Origin of the sequence: Brevundimonas sp. TWP2-3-4b1 (assembly GCF_049897665.1) — a bacterium.
GTDB lineage: Bacteria > Pseudomonadota > Alphaproteobacteria > Caulobacterales > Caulobacteraceae > Brevundimonas > Brevundimonas subvibrioides_B.
Window position 1 is genome coordinate 65,222 of sequence record NZ_JAFCWQ010000016.1, and the last position, 16,336, is coordinate 81,557.

Annotated in this window: 11 protein-coding genes, 7 pseudogenes, 1 riboswitch and 1 other annotated feature; of the genes and pseudogenes, 11 read left to right on the forward strand and 7 right to left on the reverse strand. The window is 65.3% G+C overall.

What is annotated here, in order from left to right; all coding sequences use genetic code 11:
* Positions 1-33 precede the first annotated feature (33 nt).
* Positions 34-240, forward strand: a riboswitch (cobalamin riboswitch).
* A 154-nt stretch (positions 241-394) separates the two neighbouring features.
* Genes ACP7A5_RS12575 through ACP7A5_RS12595 form a run of 5 tightly spaced genes read left to right on the forward strand, consistent with a single transcriptional unit; the run spans position 395 to position 5,329 of the window.
* Entirely contained in the window at positions 395-2,356 is a 1,962-nt protein-coding gene (locus tag ACP7A5_RS12575) for a TonB-dependent receptor plug domain-containing protein (protein WP_426042235.1), read from the forward strand.
* A gap of 3 nt (positions 2,357-2,359) precedes the next feature.
* On the forward strand, positions 2,360-2,680 hold the full coding sequence (locus ACP7A5_RS12580) for an aminotransferase class I/II-fold pyridoxal phosphate-dependent enzyme (RefSeq protein WP_426042236.1): 321 nt from the start codon (positions 2,360-2,362) through the stop codon (positions 2,678-2,680).
* Positions 2,680-3,567, forward strand: coding sequence for an ABC transporter substrate-binding protein (locus ACP7A5_RS12585; protein WP_426042237.1), 888 nt, complete (start codon positions 2,680-2,682; stop codon positions 3,565-3,567). Before ACP7A5_RS12580 ends, ACP7A5_RS12585 begins: the two co-directional genes overlap by 1 nt.
* Positions 3,564-4,550, forward strand: a complete 987-nt coding sequence (locus ACP7A5_RS12590) for a FecCD family ABC transporter permease (RefSeq protein ID WP_426042238.1) — start codon at positions 3,564-3,566, stop codon at positions 4,548-4,550. The genes ACP7A5_RS12585 and ACP7A5_RS12590 overlap by 4 nt, the downstream gene beginning before the upstream one ends.
* A complete protein-coding gene (locus ACP7A5_RS12595; RefSeq protein ID WP_426042239.1) occupies positions 4,547-5,329 on the forward strand; it encodes an ABC transporter ATP-binding protein in 783 nt (260 codons plus the stop codon). Before ACP7A5_RS12590 ends, ACP7A5_RS12595 begins: the two co-directional genes overlap by 4 nt.
* 483 nt (positions 5,330-5,812) lie before the next feature.
* Here the strand turns inward: ACP7A5_RS12595 and ACP7A5_RS12600 are convergent.
* A pseudogene (locus tag ACP7A5_RS12600) lies at positions 5,813-6,298 on the reverse strand (transposase); the annotation flags it as partial.
* A 749-nt stretch (positions 6,299-7,047) separates the two neighbouring features.
* On the opposite strand from ACP7A5_RS12600, the gene ACP7A5_RS12605 reads away from it, so the two are divergent.
* Positions 7,048-8,237 (forward strand): IS3 family transposase gene (locus ACP7A5_RS12605; RefSeq protein ID WP_426042240.1). Its coding sequence is split into 2 segments (ribosomal slippage): positions 7,048-7,300 and positions 7,300-8,237, totalling 1,191 coding nucleotides; the frame shifts between segments, so codons are not numbered across the junction.
* A gap of 294 nt (positions 8,238-8,531) precedes the next feature.
* On the opposite strand, the gene ACP7A5_RS12610 is transcribed toward ACP7A5_RS12605, so the two are convergent.
* A complete protein-coding gene (locus tag ACP7A5_RS12610; protein ID WP_426042241.1) occupies positions 8,532-9,554 on the reverse strand; it encodes a DNA topoisomerase IB in 1,023 nt (340 codons plus the stop codon).
* 412 nt (positions 9,555-9,966) lie between these two features.
* Here ACP7A5_RS12610 and ACP7A5_RS12615 point away from each other — a divergent pair, with 412 nt between their 5' ends.
* Positions 9,967-10,980 (forward strand): sensor histidine kinase, encoded by a 1,014-nt coding sequence (locus tag ACP7A5_RS12615; protein WP_426042242.1) that lies wholly within the window; start codon positions 9,967-9,969, stop codon positions 10,978-10,980.
* Between the two features lie 118 nt (positions 10,981-11,098).
* Here the strand turns inward: ACP7A5_RS12615 and ACP7A5_RS12620 are convergent.
* The 3 pseudogenes from ACP7A5_RS12620 to ACP7A5_RS12630 form a co-directional block, all read right to left on the reverse strand.
* Positions 11,099-11,236, reverse strand: a pseudogene (locus ACP7A5_RS12620) (hypothetical protein); the annotation flags it as partial.
* Between the two features lie 136 nt (positions 11,237-11,372).
* A pseudogene (locus ACP7A5_RS12625) lies at positions 11,373-11,837 on the reverse strand (transposase); the annotation flags it as partial.
* Positions 11,838-11,863: 26 nt separating this feature from the next.
* Positions 11,864-12,019, reverse strand: a pseudogene (locus ACP7A5_RS12630) (transposase); the annotation flags it as partial.
* Here ACP7A5_RS12630 and ACP7A5_RS12635 point away from each other — a divergent pair.
* Together ACP7A5_RS12635 and istB are read left to right on the forward strand one after the other, a co-directional pair.
* Positions 12,005-13,027, forward strand: a pseudogene (locus tag ACP7A5_RS12635) (IS21 family transposase); the annotation flags it as partial. The pseudogenes ACP7A5_RS12630 and ACP7A5_RS12635 overlap by 15 nt on opposite strands.
* Positions 13,024-13,833, forward strand: a complete 810-nt coding sequence (istB, locus tag ACP7A5_RS12640; RefSeq protein WP_426042243.1) for an IS21-like element helper ATPase IstB — start codon at positions 13,024-13,026, stop codon at positions 13,831-13,833. The pseudogene ACP7A5_RS12635 and the gene istB, both read left to right, overlap by 4 nt.
* Positions 13,834-13,933: 100 nt before the next feature.
* On the opposite strand, the gene ACP7A5_RS12645 is transcribed toward istB, so the two are convergent.
* Positions 13,934-14,161: a transposase family protein gene (locus ACP7A5_RS12645; RefSeq protein ID WP_425989202.1), complete on the reverse strand. Its 228-nt coding sequence runs from the start codon at positions 14,159-14,161 to the stop codon at positions 13,934-13,936.
* 298 nt (positions 14,162-14,459) lie between these two features.
* Here ACP7A5_RS12645 and ACP7A5_RS12650 point away from each other — a divergent pair, with 298 nt between their 5' ends.
* A complete protein-coding gene (locus ACP7A5_RS12650) occupies positions 14,460-15,377 on the forward strand; it encodes an ABC transporter substrate-binding protein (protein ID WP_425989200.1) in 918 nt (305 codons plus the stop codon).
* Positions 15,378-15,542: 165 nt separating this feature from the next.
* On the opposite strand, the pseudogene ACP7A5_RS12655 reads toward ACP7A5_RS12650, so the two are convergent.
* Positions 15,543-15,875, reverse strand: a pseudogene (locus ACP7A5_RS12655) (DDE-type integrase/transposase/recombinase); the annotation flags it as partial.
* A 29-nt stretch (positions 15,876-15,904) separates the two neighbouring features.
* On the opposite strand from ACP7A5_RS12655, the pseudogene ACP7A5_RS12660 reads away from it, so the two are divergent.
* Positions 15,905-16,336, forward strand: a pseudogene (locus tag ACP7A5_RS12660) (transposase); the annotation flags it as partial.
* Positions 16,214-16,330: a sequence feature (AL1L pseudoknot), on the forward strand. Its footprint overlaps the pseudogene before it by 117 nt.

Here is a 16,336-nt window from a genome sequence, read left to right on the forward strand (position 1 = left end):
ACCGCTCCATTGCCGAGCTTCGCGCAATGGCCTAATTGCCTCTCTGCGACAGGTTCCCCAGTGATGGGGATGAAAAGGGAACTCAGGTGTGAAACCTGGGCTGCCCACGCAACTGTAAGCGGCGAGTCCGCGCACCAAAAGCCACTGGGTCCCGAAGGCGAAAGCCGGAGAGCCTGGGAAGGCGGTGCGCACCGGCATTGACCCGCGAGCCAGGAGACCTGCCCGTCGTGGTCGTCCTTCGCGCGGACGTGGTGTGCCGAGCGAAACGGGGTCTATCCCGAATGGCGACGTCTGTTGGGCCGTGCATCGCTGCGCGGTCGCGACCGGGCGCGTCTCCATGTCCGATCGCGGCCGTTCTGCGCGCCGGCTCGTTGTCAAACGAGGGATTGGACCCATGAGAAACGAACTGATCATCAGCGCCGCCACGGCTGCGCTCCTGCTCGCCGCCAACGCCGCGAGCGCACAAACCGCTACATCCGTCACCGACCCCAGCCTGCTGGACGACGTGGTGGTCACCGCCAACCGCTCGGCCCAGTCGGCCGCTCGCGTCGGCCAGTCGGTCACCGTCCTGACGACGGAAGACATCAGGACCAGCCAGGCGGTCGGCGTCGCCGACCTGCTGGTCCGCACGCCGGGCGTGACCCTGTCGCGCAACGGCGGGATCGGCTCCCCAACCTCTCTGCGTATCCGCGGCGCCGAGACGGACCAGACGGTCGCGGTCATCGACGGCGTCAAGCTGAACGATCCCTCGGGCACCGGCGGCGGCTACAATTTCGGCAACCTGCTCGTCGGCGACATCGCGCGCATCGAGGTGCTGCGCGGCGCCCAGTCGACCCTGTGGGGCTCCCAGGCCATCGGCGGGGTAGTCAATATCGTGACCGCCGGACCGACCGGCCCGTTCCAGGCCGGCATCGACGCCGAGGTCGGTTCGCGCGGCACGACGTATCTGCGTGGTAACATAGGCGGGGCCATCGAGCGCGCGAGCTGGCGGCTGGCTGCATCGCACTACGAGACGGAGGGTTTCTCGGCCTTCGCGCGCGGACGCGAGAAGGACGGCTACGAGAATTTCGGGCTGAGCGGCCGAGCCAACGTCCGCATCCTGGAAGGCGTCTCGGTCGACTTGCGCGCCGTCTATTCGGACGGAACCGTCGACTCAGATGGCTTCCCCGCGCCCCTGTTCGCCTTCGGAGACACGCGCGAGACATCGAGCACCAAGGAGCTGGTCACCTACACGGGCCTGAACGTCGACCTGTTCGACGGCCGCCTGAGCAACCGGGTCGCCTATGCCTACACCCGCACGGACCGGGCGCTGCTCAATCCCGATCAGGCGGCGACCAATGTCACCTTCGCCGCCGAGGGTCTGAACAAGCGCTACGAGTACCAGGGCGTGCTGGATATCCGCAAAGGCTGGACCGCGACGTTCGGCGCGGAGCACGAGGACAGCGCTTTCAGCTCCGCCTCGCCATCCTCGTTCACCCCGAACCCTGTGCCGGCGACGGCCGAGGTCGGCCTCGACGGCGTCTATGCTCAACTGCAGGCGGAGGTCGTCGACGGCCTGACCCTGACGGGCGGCGTGCGTCGCGACGAGCACGACACCTTCGGCGGCAAGACCCTCGGCCAGGCGGCCGCGGCCTGGTCTCTCAACGACGGCTCGACCGTCGTGCGGGCCAGCTTCGGCCAGGGCTTCAAGGCGCCGAGCCTGTATCAACTCTACAGCGACTACGGGAACACGGCTCTGCAGCCGGAAGAGGCGGATGGCTGGGACGCGGGCATGGAACAGCGTCTGCTGGACGGTGCTCTGATTCTGTCGGCGACCTGGTTCGCGCGCGAGACGACCAACCAGATCGACTTCGTGTCCTGCTCCGGCACGGTGACGCCGGCGGCGGCGCCCCTGTGCTTCCGCAATGGGGTGCGCCGGTTCGGCTACTACAACAACGTCGCCCTGACCGAGGCGGACGGTTTCGAACTGGCGGCGGACTATGAGATCGGGTCCTTCCGGGTCAATGCCAACTACACCCGGACCAACACCGAGAACCGCACCCCGGGCGCCAACCTGGGTCGTGAACTGGCGCGGCGCCCCAGGGATGCGGCCAACCTGACGCTCGGCTATGTCTGGCCGTTCGGACTGTCGACCTCGGTCGCGGTCCAGCACGCGGGCGACAGCTTCGACAACGCCTCGAACGCCGCGCGTCTGAAGGGTTACACCCTGGTCGATCTGCGCGCGTCCTACCCGATCAACGAGACGCTGGAGGTCTATGGTCGGGTCGAGAACGTCGGCGACGAGGTCTATGAGACCACCCGCAACTACGGCGTCGCGGGGCGTGGGACCTTCGTCGGCGTGCGCGCCCGGTTCTAGGCGATGTCGGGCGCCATTCCTCACGGCGGGCGACTGGCCGAGGCGCGGAGGACGTATCCCTCCGCGCCGACGCCTTGGCTCGACCTTTCGACGGGAATTAATCCCGAGGGATGGCGCCGCAGGCGGGAGGCCGCCGCCGCCCGGTTCTTCGCGGTCATGGGTGATAGGACGATCGTGCTGCGGTCGTTCGGCAAGTTCCACGGGCTGGCAGGGGCGCGGCTTGTGTTCGTAGTGGCGAACTCCGAACTGGTGGCCCGGCTTCGTCGCTGGATCGTTGGGCGGCCTGTCGGGACGGACGCCAACGCCATGGGGATCGACTTCTGATGATGCTGGACCGGCGGATGGTGATGGGGGGCGGGCTGGCGATGACGGTCGGGTGCAGCGTCGCGCCCGGACCGCCCGCGCCGGTCTCGGCCGGTCGGTCGCAGCGGATCGTGTCGCTGAACCCCTGTCTCGACGTCATCCTGGTGCGGGTGGCGGACCGGGCCCAGATCGGGGCGCTGAGCCACTATGCGCGCCAGGACTATGGCTCGACCATCGCCGACATCGCCCGCACCCTGCCGTTTACCTACGAGACGACGGAGGAGGTGATCGCCCTGCGGCCGGACCTCGTCATGACGGGCCGGCACTCCTCGCTGGCGATGCGCAACGCACTGGATCGGCTCACTATCCCGATCGCGCTGTTCGACGTGCCCGAGACTGTCGCCGCCAGCCTGGAACAGGTGCAGGAGGTCGCCCGGCTGGTCGGCCATCCCGAGCGAGGCGAGGCGTTGGTCGCTGAGATCGAGGCCGCCCTGGCCGCCGCCGCGCCCGCGTCCGGAACGCGACCTGTGTCGGCCCTGGTCTTCATGCCGGGCGGGTTCGCCTCCGGGCCGGGGACGCTGATGGACGAGATGATGACCCGGATCGGCCTGACCAACGCAGCGTCGCGCTACGGCCTTCAACGCACGATGAACGTGCCGCTGGAAATGGTCGTGGCCGACCCGCCGGACATCCTGCTGTCCGGCGAAGCCTATCGCGGCGCACCGAGCCGGGCGGAGCGGGTGATGGAGCATCCGGCCCTGGCGCGCGTCGCCGGCGACATGCAGCGGGCTGTCTTCCCCGAACGTCTGCTGTTCTGCGGCGGCCCGGTTCTGATCCAGACGGCGGCCGCCTTGTCGCGCGCCCGCGACGCCGCATTGGCCAACCAGGTGAGGGCGGGGCAAGCATGAAACCGATCAGCCGACCTCTTCTCTATGCGGGGCTGCTCGTGCTGCTGGTGATCCTGTCGGGGATCAGCCTCATCGCCGGCAAGGTCTGGGTGCCGCTCAGCGCCTGGACCCAGCCGGACATTGATCCGCGCTGGGCCATCGTCTTCGAACTGCGTCTGCCGAGGACGATCCTGGGCATCGTCGTCGGGGCCGCCCTGGGTCTATCGGGCGCTGTGCTGCAGGGCTATACGCGCAACCCGCTCGCCGATCCGGGCGTGCTCGGCGTCTCGGCCATGGCGGCGCTGGGGGCGGTGCTGACCCTCTACTATGGCGTAACGGCCTACGCGCCCTGGGCCCTGCCGATCGCGGCGATCAGCGGGGCGCTGATCGGGGTCGCCATCCTGATGCTGCTGTCGGGGTCGGCGTCGAGTCTGGTGACCTTCATTCTGGCAGGAGCCATCCTCAACATCCTGTCCAGTGCGGGCGTGTCTCTGGCCCTGTCGCTGGCGCCCAATCCGTGGGCGGTGAACGAGATCGTCGACTGGCTGATGGGATCGCTGGCGGATCGCAGCTTCGAGGAGGTGAAGATGGCGCTGCCGCTCATCGCCATCGGTTGCGGTCTCCTGCTGACCACCGGGCGAGCGTTGGATGCCCTGACGCTCGGCGAAATCGGAGCGCGGTCGCTGGGCATCTCCATGTCGAAGACGCGCTGGGTGCTGGCGCTCGGCGTGGGTCTGGCTGCGGGGGCCAGTGTCGCGGTCACGGGCGTGATCGGTTTCGTCGGACTGGTGACACCGCATCTGCTGCGGCCATTGGTCGGCGCCCGACCAGGGGCGTTGCTTGTTCCAAGCATCCTCGGCGGGGCGGTGATCGTGCTGGCCGGAGACATTCTGGTGCGGATGACCCCGGCGGCCGGCGAGGTGAAGATGGGGGTCGCCATGGCCGCGCTCGGCGCGCCGTTGTTTCTCGTTCTGTTGCTGCGCCTGAGGAGGAAGATCGCGTGAGCGCCCTGTCCTGCACCGACCTGAATGTCCACATCGGCGGCAAGGCGATCCTGTCGGCCGTCAGCCTGTCGATCGAGGCCGGCAAGGTCACAGCCATCGTCGGCCCCAACGGCGCCGGCAAGTCGACCCTGCTGGCCTGCCTCGCGGGTTTGCGGGAGCCGACCTCGGGCGGGACCCTGCTGGATAGCATCCCGCTTTCCGGCATGAAGTCGCGCGACCGGGCGAAGCGCCTCGCCTTCCTGCCCCAGACGCCGGAGATCGCCTGGGCGGTCGAGGCGCGGACCCTGGTCGAGCTGGGCCGCACCCCCTTCATCGGCGCGCGCGGTCAGTCCGAGGAGGACCATGCGGCCGTGGATCGCGCGATGGCCGCCGCCAATGTCCTCGCGTTCGAACACCGTATCGTCGACACCCTGTCAGGCGGCGAACGGGCGCGGGTGCTGATTGCGAGAGCGTTGGCGGGAGAGCCCGAATGGCTGCTGGCCGACGAGCCCCTGACCGGCCTCGACCCGGCGCATCAGCTTGACGCAGCGGCCCTGTTCCGCCGGTTGGCGGACGACGGAGTCGGCATCGTGGTGACCCTTCACGACCTGTCGATGGCGTTGCGCCTGTCTGACCGGATCATCGTCCTGGCCGAGGGCGGCGTCCTGGCCGACGAGCCGCCCGCGATCGCCCTGTCTCCCGAGGTGCTGAGGCGCGCCTATGGCGTGGAGGCGACTCTCACCCAGGGGCCGGGCGGTCCTCTGATCGACGTGATCAGCCGTGTGCCCCTGCCTCGTTAGAGTGGACACGCCTCTCCAGCTCCGAAAAGCCAGCATGGGCGCCCACTGAAACGGGGAGGAGCAAAACTGCACCGCCCCGAAGGGCTAAAGTGCTGGAGCGGGCGGCGGGAATCGAACCCCGCACGAAAAGCTTGGGAAGCTTTCATTTTCGGCTACAAAACAGCCCCTTGCATGCAAAATGATTCGGGCGCTTTAAGACGCCCAAGCTTCGGCAACGTAATGCCTGCCGCCCAAACGGCCGAGCCATCCAGGGCCTTGAACAATCCGGTAAATGTCTGAGTCTGACTCTTTGCTGCGGTTCGGAAGGTCCGCTTTGCGGTCCGAAGCCGATGACTGCTCCCGACCCATAGCAGCCCCTCAGCGCGTCTGCTTCTGGCGATGCGCGCCGCCCCTCACCGACGCGAACTCGGTCGTATGGGCGAGCGTCGAGGCTAGGGCGCTCCACTAGCTTCCTGTCTCAGGCAGTAGGCCACGCCTCGCACAGATGTCGTCGTTAAGCACGCGTTGGCGGGCCAGCCGATCAGCTTCGGACGTTGAGCTACCCGCAGCATATGGCACGCCAGGCGTAACAAACCCGCTGGCCGACAGGCCGAGGACCGCGCACATCACGCGAACCGGCCAGACCTGACGATGCCCATCGACGAACCCGAACTTCACCGGGAGGCCGCTCCGAAGATGAGCGCGGCTTTTTTTAGGATGTCCCGCTCCATCCGCAGTTGCCCGTTCTCCCGCCGTAGCCGGGCGACCTCCGCGGCTAAATCCGACGGCGACGGGGACGACGCCTGCGTTGTGGGTCGCCGCGGCGTCCCCGTCGCCTGCACCCCAAATTGCGTCATCCATCGACGTAGCACTGTCTCGTGCAGCCCCAACTCTCTGGCCACTGCGCCGGCGCTCATCCCCGCTGTTGGCGACCCGATCAACAGCCTCCCGCTTGAACGATTCCGGAAACACCCGGCGTTGAACACACATCAGACACTCCTCTCCAGCTCCGAAAAGCTAGCATGGGTGTCCACTGAAACGAGGGAGGATCAGTTGTGGTGAGCCCAGCACAGGGAGGCGCATCGCCAGAGCTTGAACCCCGAGCGACTTCTCGGAGTTAAAAGGGGACGGAGGTCAAAATGACGAGCGAAGAAAAACAGCGTCTATTAGCTGCCTACGACTGAGCCTGCCTCAACGCCGCCCTCGCGAACCGAGGCATGTATCTGTTGGGAAGCGAGCCGACTCGCAAGGATCAACAGCGGCGACCTACTGCAGATGCTCATGTGGCTCGAAACTTGGGTGGCAATAATCAGGAGTTGCCGGAGCTTGGCCCCGGTTCTGACGACCCTGGGTCCAACCCAGCAGTGTCCTAAGCTAGAGAACTGGCCATCGCTCAAATACCCCTCGCGATGCCATTCGGGGGTTAGGGGCAGCGCATATCACAAGCCCCTGCTAACCGCGCCCGACATGTCAGTCAGTTTACGAGCCCGGTAACCCTCCTGGTCGGCAACTCCGCCTCGCCGGCCCCGTTACCGCCCCCATGATGAAGATACCTAGTGACGCAGAACTCGACCAACTCTGGAGAAAGGCGTTCGGCGAACCGCTTCCCATTTTTGGCGCAGGCGAAATTGTCGTCGCCGTCCTCGCCCAGTTCGAGGCGCGGGCCGTTAAGGAATGTCGTGACCCCCTGAAACTCCTCCAGGAATAGCTAGAGTCCGCCCCTCGAAAGGACGGACAGAATGAAGCGATCACGGTTCTCGGAAGAGCAGATCATCGGGATCCTGCGGGAGCAGGAGACGGGTGTCCCGGTGGCGGATCTGTGCAGGAAGCACGGGCTCAGCTCGCCGACGTTTTACAAGTGGAAGGCCAAGTTTGGCGGCATGGATGTGTCGGAAGCCCGGCGGCTGAAGGCGCTTGAGGACGAGAACGCCAAGCTGAAGCGGTTGCTGGCGGATGCGATGCTGGACAACGTCGCGCTGAAGGATCTGCTGGGAAAAAAGTGGTGACGCCCGCCGCGCATCGAGAGGCTGTGGTGCACCTGCGATCGGTCTACGAAATGAGCGAGCGGCGGGCGTTCCGGGTTCTGGGCGTCGATCGTGCGAGCGTGCGCTACCAGGCCACGCGGCCGGACGACGGTGAGCTACGCGATCGGTTGAAGGCCCTGGCTCAGGAGCGTCGGCGGTTCGGCTATCGCCGCCTGCACGTGATGCTCCGGCGCGAGGGCCATGCGGTGAACAGGAAACGGGTCCAGCGGATTTACCGCGAGGAGAAGCTGATGGTGCGCCGGCGCGGCGGGCGCAAACGGGCCATGGGCACGAGGCGTCCGTTGGAGATCCCTCTGGTCGCGAACCAGCGCTGGTCGCTGGACTTCGTGTCGGATCAGATGACCGACGGGCGGCGCTTCCGCATCCTGACGGTGATCGACAACTGCACGCGGGAATGCCTCGGGCTCATCGCCGACACCTCGCTGTCGGGCCGGCGGGTGGCGCGCGAGCTGGACGCCATCATCCTGCGACGTGGGCGGCCGGACACGATCGTCAGCGACAACGGCACGGAGCTGACCTCGAACGCCATCCTGGCCTGGGCCGACGACGCCGGGGTGGGTTGGCACTACATCGCGCCGGGCAAGCCCCAGCAGAACGGCTTTAACGAGAGCTTCAACGGCCGTTTGCGCGACGAGCTGTTGAACGAGACGCTGTTCCGCTCCCTGCCGCACGCCCGTGTCGTGCTGGACGCCTGGCGGCGCGACTACAACGAAACCCGGCCGCACTCGAAGCTGGGATGGCTGACGCCCGAGGCCTACGCCGAGGCGCTCACCAGACACATCGGCCGGCCTGCTGCGCTGGTTGATGGCTGCGAAGACCGGCCTCTTGCCACCCCAGCCAATCACGGCTCAGATCACCAAAGGACTCTCGCTATGGCTGGATGAGAAACGGGGGTCACGTCACGAACTACAGCGCTGAGGTCGGCCGACGGGATCGCAGCACCGCCCCCGGAGAGGAGCAAGATCCGCCCTAGTGACGACCCGCCCACCGTGGCTGCGATCAGTCTATCGGCAGCCATAATCGCGGCGCTGGCGCATGAGGCCGCTGGGCACGGCGGCGCGTGCTTAGTGAATGGCGACGAGATCGCCCTGCTGAGTGTCGTCTGGTCCAGATGCGTCATCAACGCGTCCGTCTAGAGGCAGGGTAAGGCGGCTCTCGACCTCGCGGAAAATAAGAAGTCAACCAAGTCTGAGGACCTTGGCCAAGGCGCGCTCGAAGCCGTCGGAGTTCGGGCCGGGCAGGGCTTCGAGCAGTCGACCGCTCTGGTACAGATCGAACACCTTCGGATGAACATAGGACGACCGGCAAACCGTTGGGGTATTGCCCAGGAGGCCCGCGACCGCCTTGACGCAGACGGCGATCCTGCGCTTTGCATCGGTGGGAGAGGCTGCTGGCTCCATGTCGCGAAGGGCGCGCGCAGCGGAGACGGTGCCGGCCCATGTGCGAAAGTCCTTGGCCGAGAAGCCGTCGCCCATGGCCTCTCGGATATAGGCGTTGACGTCGTCGGACGAGATGGCGCACAGGGCTCCATCGGCGTCGCGGTATTTGAACAACTGCTGCCCCGGCAGGTCGCGCAGGGACCGGACCACGGTCGCCAGCCGTCGGTCGCGCAACCGTACCTCGTGTTCGACCCCGCTTTTGCCCTTGAAGGCGAAGGTCAGGGCTGTTCCGGTCAGATCGAGATGGCGCTTGCTGAGCGTAGTCAGGCCGTATGAGCGGTTCTGCTTCGCATATTGGGCGTTGCCAACCCGGATCAGCGTTAGCTCCAGAAGCCGCACCGCCGTGGCCAAGACCTTGTCGCGGGATACGCCGCGCCGGCTGAGGTCGGCCTCGACCCGTTCGCGCAGTTTGGGCAAGGCGCGGGCGAAGGCCGGCAGGCGTTCAAACTTGCTTTCAGAAGCATGGCGACTCCAGCCGTCGTGGTAGCGGTATTGTTTGCGGCCCTTCAGGTCCCGGCCAGTGGCCTGGATGTGCCCCGTGGCGTGCGGGCAGATCCAGACGTCGGTCCAGGCCGGAGGAATGGCGAGGGTGCGGATGCGGTCCAGCACCTCTCGGTCGCGGATGAGCTCCCCCCGCGCATTGTGATACGAGAAGCCCCTGCCCGACGCTTTGCGCTTGAAACCTGCATGCTCGTCGTACCAATACGTGAGGCCGTCGGGAATCTCGACTAGCGAACCGGCATCCAGTGAGCCATGCGCCATTAGCGTTGCTCGCCCGTCGAAATCGTTGCCATCCCAACCTCGTGTCTATTAGCGCAGCGCCAACGTCGCGCGCAGACCACCGGTTCCCTGAAGACGCTCCCCCAAGGTCGCAGACCAACTACCAACTCTACGAAATGGGCGGGGTAGGCTGGCCGGTCCAAGTGCGGTTTGCGGCAACAGAAGTCTCGAACGGCTTATGGTCGTTCTGGGAAGACGCTTAAGTCCGCTTTGGGTCGGGACCAGTCGGTCGCTTGACAGTGGATAGGCGACATTAGCTCGGAGCTAACATGAGTTGATCAAGGCCACTCGCTCGCTGCAGGACTTGTCGTATCAGCGAGTTGCGGGAACAGATGGTCGTCGACTACGGTTCTGGTTCGAGCCGGGCGCATGAGCTTTCGGCGAGCACCTATCCATGAAAACGATTCTGCCAGCGAACGCTCCGGAACGTCCGGTTTGGGATGATCAACACCTGCGTCTGGGGGTGGAGGCCGCTGGCGTCGCTCTCTGGTCGTGGAACGTCGATACGGATCGCCTTACGATGGATCAGTCGGGATACGACCTTTGGGCCGTGCTCACGACCACCGAAGTCACCTTTGAAGACCTGTCCGCGCACATCCACCCGGCCGACCGGGATAGGGTCAGAGCCGGCTTCAACGCGACGCGGGGCATCGTCGGCCCTTACGAGATCGATTTCCGCATCCTGATCAAGGAGGAGGTCCGCTGGGTGTCTGCCCGGGGACGCGGCGATGATGAGGGCATCCGTAATCGGGTAATGTTCGGGATTTTTCTGGACGTCACGGGCCGGAAACAGGCCGAGGAAGCCAACGAGTTGTTGGCGGGCGAGATGAGCCATCGGGTCAAGAACCTCATCACAATCGCCGGGGCGCTCACGACTATGACGTCGAGGTCAACCGAGACTAAGGAAGAGATGGTCAGCGATCTCACGCACCGGCTCGCCGCGTTGGGACGCGCGCATGATCTCGTTCGACCTGTCCCTGGCCAGACTGAAAACGCAGCTCTTCTCGGTGATCTGCTCTCGGTCCTGCTGACCCCTTACGATGATCTGGGGGCGTTCAGTGGGCGCGTTCGGGTGGCCGTGCCCAGAATGGCGATTGGGGAAGTCTCGGCGACCAACTTGGCATTGGTGCTGCATGAACTGGCGACCAACTCTGTCAAATACGGTGCGCTTTCGGTGCCGACTGGGCTTCTCGATGTGGCCTGCCAGGTCGACGGACACGAGGCGGTCATCGTTTGGACTGAGCGGGGCGGGCCTATATGCATCGCCCCAGCGTCCACGAGCGGCTTTGGCAGCAAGCTCTTGAACCGCGTAATGACACACCAGTTTGGCGGCTCGATAGCCTATGATTGGCCGACCGAAGGAGCCATCGTGACTCTTCGCCTCAAGGCTACGCGGTTGGCTCTTTAGGCGTTCCCAGACTAGCAAGCACCCAGCCGCCGTATGTCCGCTATGGGTCGAGGCCGTGTAAAAACGCGTTCGGCGGCGGCGGCCCGTAGTTGGCGGGGAGGGGCAGAGCACCATCGTTTCAGGCTCTGATCGCCTCCATCAGCGGCTTCGTTCCGAGCACTGCCATCACCCGCTTCATATTGTAGGCCAGGATGTGCAGGCTGATCTCGGTCTTCACGTTGGGCAGTCGCTTCATCAGGAAGTGAGTGTGGCCCATCGGGCTACGCCCTCCCCACGCCCCAACCCTCGCAAGCGGTGCGCTCGTGACGTCCATCCCGAACACCACAAGGGGGTCCCTATTGCACGCCTATAGGGGGTCCCTTTTGGGCTCTGACGCAGTTTTGGTGACGGGATCATGGTGTCGAGCCGATCAGCCTGGCCTGTAGGAGATCGAGCTTTCCGCGGCCGTACATCTGGCGTTTGACGAGCTTGAGCTTGGTGATCTGACCCTCGGCTTGGCCGTTGGACCAACCAGAGGTGATCGCCGCGCGGACGGCGTTGATATCGCGGTCTATGCCGTTGGCGAAGGACGCCACCAGGCTGGGCCGACCACGCTCGATCCAGGCGCACAGGTCGCCCTCAGTCTTACGACGGATCATCAGGTGGCAGGCGGCGATGATCTCGCGAGCTTCGATCAGCGCCGGTACGCCGGTCTCGACTGCAGCGACGGTGACTGTCTCGGCCTTTGTGAGCGTGTCTCGAGAGACCGTCATCAGCCGGCTGATAATTCGGGCCGAAGGGATGCGGCTCAGCGTGTCGGCGTTGATCTGGTCCGCACGCCGCCGTCGGGTCGCCCACTCGGTCACCACTCTAAGAGTCTGACTCATAATAATTCTGATGGATATCAGGCTCTTGCCAGTCTGCGGGTGAGCAGGCGGATATGGGCGACGAAGACCCAGGCGTTGGCCGAGGCGATGGTGGCCTCGAAGTCCTTGGCCAGCCGGCGGCAGCGACCGAGCCAGGCGAAGGTGCGCTCGACCACCCAGCGGGCTTCGAGCACGCCCATGTGGTGCTGGGCGGTGAGAGCTACGTCGCCCTGGCCGAAGGTCTGCAGAACGCCCTGTGGGCGCTGGGCGGCGCCCCGCACGAACATCGCAGCGACAGCCTCTCCGCGGCCTTCCGCAACCTGGACCGTGACGCCCGCGAAGACCTGACCCTGCGTTACGACGCCCTGTGCGCCCACTACGGCATGGAACCCACCCGCAATAACCGCGGCGTCGCCCACGAGAACGGCTCGGTCGAGAGCTCGCACGGGCACCTGAAGAAGACCGTCGAGGACGCCGTTCTGCTGCGTGGCTCGCGCGACTTCGCCGACCTGGCGGCCTATCGCCGGTTCATCGACGAGGTGACCGGACGCCACAACACCAAGTTCGGACCGCGCATCGATGTCGAGCGGGCGGCCCTCAAGGCGCTGCCTGGGCGCCGGACCGCCGATTACGAAGAGGCCATCGTCACCGTGACCTCCTCCTGCGGGTTCGTTCTGCGCAAGGTGTTCTACAGCACGCCGTCGCGCCTGATCGGTCACCGGCTGCGCGTGCGCCTCTATGACGATCGCCTCGACGTCTATCTCGGCGCCAGCCTCCAGATGACCGTGCCGCGCGGCCGGGCCCGCCCCAATGGCAAGCATGGTCACGTCGTCGACTACCGGCACGTGATCCACTCCCTCAAGCGCAAACCCATGGCGCTCATGGGGTTGGTCTACCGCGACAAGCTGTTCCCTCGCCAAGCCTACAGCCGAGCCTTCGAGGCCATGGTCGCCAGGGTCAACGCGCGCACCGCCTGCCGCAACATGGTCGATCTCCTGGCCCTGGCCCACGACCGCGCCTGCGAAGGCGAGCTTGCCGAACGCATCATATTGGATCTCGACGGCGGACGCTTGCCGGACATGAAAATCCTGCGGACGCTGTTCACGCCCGATATCGCGGCCCTGCCCGAGATCACCGTCTCCTACGCCCCGCTCAGCCTCTACGACGAGCTGGCCACCGTGTTCACGGGAGCAGCCGCATGAAGCCCGCCGATCCCATCGACGCCGGCCGCCTGACCTTGGCGCTCAACGAACTGCGGCTGCCGGCCATCAAGACCATCTGGCCCGACTTCGCCGTGCGCGCGGACAAGGAAGGATGGCCGGCGGCGCGCTTCCTGGCCGCGCTCACGGAGCACGAGTTGGCCGAACGCTCGAGCCGACGCATCCAGCGCCATCTCGAAGAGGCCCGCCTGCCCCCCGGCAAGACCCTCGACAGCTTCGAGTTCGACGCCGTGCCGACAGTCAGCAAGGCCCAGGTCATGGCGCTCGCCGCCGGAGACAGCTGGCTCGACAACGGCGCCAATCTGCTGATGTTCGGCCCGCCCGGCGGCGGCAAGTCCCATCTGGCCGCCGCCCTTGGTCTGGCGCTCGTGGAAAACGGCTGGCGCGTGTTCTTCGCCCGCACGACCGATCTGGTCCAAAGGCTGCAGACCGCCCGCCGCGACCTGCAGCTCGAAGCCGCCATCGCCAGGCTCGACAAATACCATCTGCTGACCCTCGACGACCTGGCCTATGTGACCAAGGATCAGGCCGAAACCAGCGTCCTGTTCGAGCTCATCAGCGCCCGCTACGAGCGCCGGTCCCTGCTGATCACCGCCAACCAGCCCTTCGGTAAATGGGGGCGGATCTTCCCCGATCAGGCCATGACCCTCGCCGCGGTCGACCGCCTCGTCCACCACGCCACCATCTTCGAGATGAATGTCGAGAGCTACCGCCGCCGAACCGCCATCGAACGAAAGCGTGGACCTGGACGCCCCCCCATACGCGCGACGAGCAAGACCTCAGCCTGATCGCCGCTCCGCCAAATCAAAGGGCTTGCGCTCGTGTCGCGCAGCGACAATCATCCTGACGCTGCGACTGACAATCCTTATCCCGATTGTCGCGCGCCTCTCATCCAGATTGTCGCGCCACAACCACGGACTTACCCGCTATCGGCAGATCAAACAGGTGGCGATTGTAGCGGCTGTGAACCCTCCGGCTCGCGGTCCCGCACCCTGGGCATCGACTGGTCGAGCCCGTGCTCTGAATGTGGATGGTGGTGCGATCACCGTCGGGCCACGCACCGGTCAGGACGAAGCCCGCTGGGATGAGGCTGGACGAAGAAAGGGCTTTTGCCATGACGCTGATCCGGACGTGAACCCCGCGCCAGTCAGCCAGCCAACTTCATCAAAACTGAGTCAGAGCCCGATTTCGACGCCGATCCACAATCCTCCGCTCTCAGAAGCGCCCGCGAGGCGCGTGAGGTTGTCGCCGCGGCCGTCTGCATCTGTGCAGCTCAAACCGGTGGCGCTTAAACGAAATCGACCTCACATTAATCCGTCCCCGCCAGCGGCTTACGCCGATTTTGCTGGAGATCTTTTAGCGTTTGCCTGGCACCGACTTGACTATACCGGGCCGGGTTGTAACGCACGCTGCCATGCAACGTCTTCGTATCGCCCTCGAATGGTTTCTCAATCCCGATCATTTGCCGCTGATCGCGGCGCGTAATCAGCTGAGCGCCGACGGGTGGGATATCGAGCTGGTGATACCCGACGACCATTATGACGGCTTCCAGGCCCTGGCTGCCGGTGACGTCGAGCTGGTCGTCAACGAACCGCTCCACCTGGTCGAGAAGCGCGACCTGCGATTGACCGCCTGGGGCTGTTTCTTCGCCACCAATGGCGGCGTGCTGATGCATAGAACTGCGCTGACGCGGATGCTCTCGGGACACAAGGTCCGCATCGCATCGCCCGTGTCGAACCCGACCACGGATCGTCTGTGTGTCGATATTCTGAAAGGCTGGACGGCGCAGCAGGGTCTGGAACTCGACGAAGGCCGGGTGATCATCGAAGCCGCGGGCTTTGCCCACGTCGACAATCTCGCGTCGGGCCATGACGGCGCGTGGCTGGCCTTTGCCAATGTCGAAGGCGTGTCGGCACGGGTACGCGGCCTCGACACCCAGCTGATCACCACCGCCGAGGCCGGCATTCCGAATTTTTCGGCGCTCGAACTCATCGGCGCAGCAGATGCGCCGGCGCCCGTGCGCGACGCCATCGCGGCATTTGTCACGGCGATCAACGCCGAAACGCCCGAGTTGCACCGCGACCCGATAGCAGCTCGCCAGCTCTGGTACGCTGCCAGCGGCGAAGTGCCGAGTGACGAGGGGGATGCCATCGTGGCTGCCTCCTTGCCGAAGTTCCTTGCCCCGGTCCGCCGCAGTGCCGCGATGTGGCGACCCATGTGGCGCTATCTGCACGGGCGTGGCGGCGACGTTGTCGATGAAGCGACGTTCGAGGCGATGTTCAATCAGCACGACGGCACTCCGATCGGAACGGAGACGCCTATTCAGCGGTAAAGACTTGGCGATCACTGCTCCACGCCATTCGCCGCCCCGGACATTCGATCCTGTCGACGCAGCGGAGTGCGTCGATCAGAACAGGCTTTGTCCCGCGCAGGTCTATTACGACGGTGCTGACAAGTTAACTGCGCGAAGTCGAAAGCCACCTTACCCTGCCATTGGTCAGGCGGCAGCGGCTGCCCATGCAGAAGCCGCATCGGCGCGGAAGCGGCGAAGTGTGGGCCTGCTGATCAAATGGCGTTGGATGTTGAAGGTGTTGTAGATCGCTGCGTGGGTGGTGAGGAATCTCTGGGCTGAGGCTTAGGATTTGAACCGCTGCTGCTGTCGCTCTCGTCGTCGGATCGGGAGGTGAGAGTTCTCGATCCGATTGTTCTCCCGGAGCCGGCCGGGTCTATGCAGATGCCTCAGATCCAGCTGATCCAGAGCCGCGCCGTATGAGGCCAGGCCATCCGTCGTGATCGTCTCCGGCTCCACTGAACCGCCCCGGGTTTGCCGGAGGCCTTAACTCCTGAGAGGAAGAGGCCATGACAAGCAAGACGACGAACAAGTTCTCACCCGAGGTTCGCGAGCGAGCGGTCCGGATGGTGGTGGATCACGAACGGGACCATGCGTCGCGCTGGGCGGCCGTGGTTTCGATCGCCGAGAAGATCGGCTGCGTGCCGCAGACCCTGCATGAGTGGGTGAAGAAGGCTGAGGTCGATTCCGGCAAGCGGGCGGGTGTCCCGAGCGACGTGGCCGAGCGGGTGAAGGCGCTTGAGCGAGAGAACCGCGAACTGCGACAGGCCAATGAACCGAAGGTCGGCGCGTAGCAGCCAGATCCTGCGCAAGGCGTCCGCGTATTTTGCCCAGGCGGAGCTCGACCGCCCGTTCAAGCGATGATCGCCTTCATAGACGATCACCGGAAGGCTTATGGGGTCGAGCCGATCTGCAAGGTCCTGCCGATCGCCCCATCCACC

What these genes read in the sequence shown, in the direction of transcription:
- ACP7A5_RS12575 (WP_426042235.1), top strand. Translation starts at nt 395, where the DNA reads ATGAGAAACGAACTGATCATCAGCGCCGCCACGGCTGCGCTCCTGCTC.
- ACP7A5_RS12615 (WP_426042242.1), top strand. Translation starts at nt 9,967, where the DNA reads ATGAAAACGATTCTGCCAGCGAACGCTCCGGAACGTCCGGTTTGGGAT.
- ACP7A5_RS12585 (WP_426042237.1), top strand. Translation starts at nt 2,680, where the DNA reads ATGATGCTGGACCGGCGGATGGTGATGGGGGGCGGGCTGGCGATGACG.
- ACP7A5_RS12650 (WP_425989200.1), top strand. Translation starts at nt 14,460, where the DNA reads ATGCAACGTCTTCGTATCGCCCTCGAATGGTTTCTCAATCCCGATCAT.
- istB (WP_426042243.1), top strand. Translation starts at nt 13,024, where the DNA reads ATGAAGCCCGCCGATCCCATCGACGCCGGCCGCCTGACCTTGGCGCTC.
- ACP7A5_RS12590 (WP_426042238.1), top strand. Translation starts at nt 3,564, where the DNA reads ATGAAACCGATCAGCCGACCTCTTCTCTATGCGGGGCTGCTCGTGCTG.
- ACP7A5_RS12580 (WP_426042236.1), top strand. Translation starts at nt 2,360, where the DNA reads ATGTCGGGCGCCATTCCTCACGGCGGGCGACTGGCCGAGGCGCGGAGG.
- ACP7A5_RS12610 (WP_426042241.1), bottom strand. Translation starts at nt 9,554, where the DNA reads ATGGCGCATGGCTCACTGGATGCCGGTTCGCTAGTCGAGATTCCCGAC.
- ACP7A5_RS12645 (WP_425989202.1), bottom strand. Translation starts at nt 14,161, where the DNA reads ATGGCAAAAGCCCTTTCTTCGTCCAGCCTCATCCCAGCGGGCTTCGTC.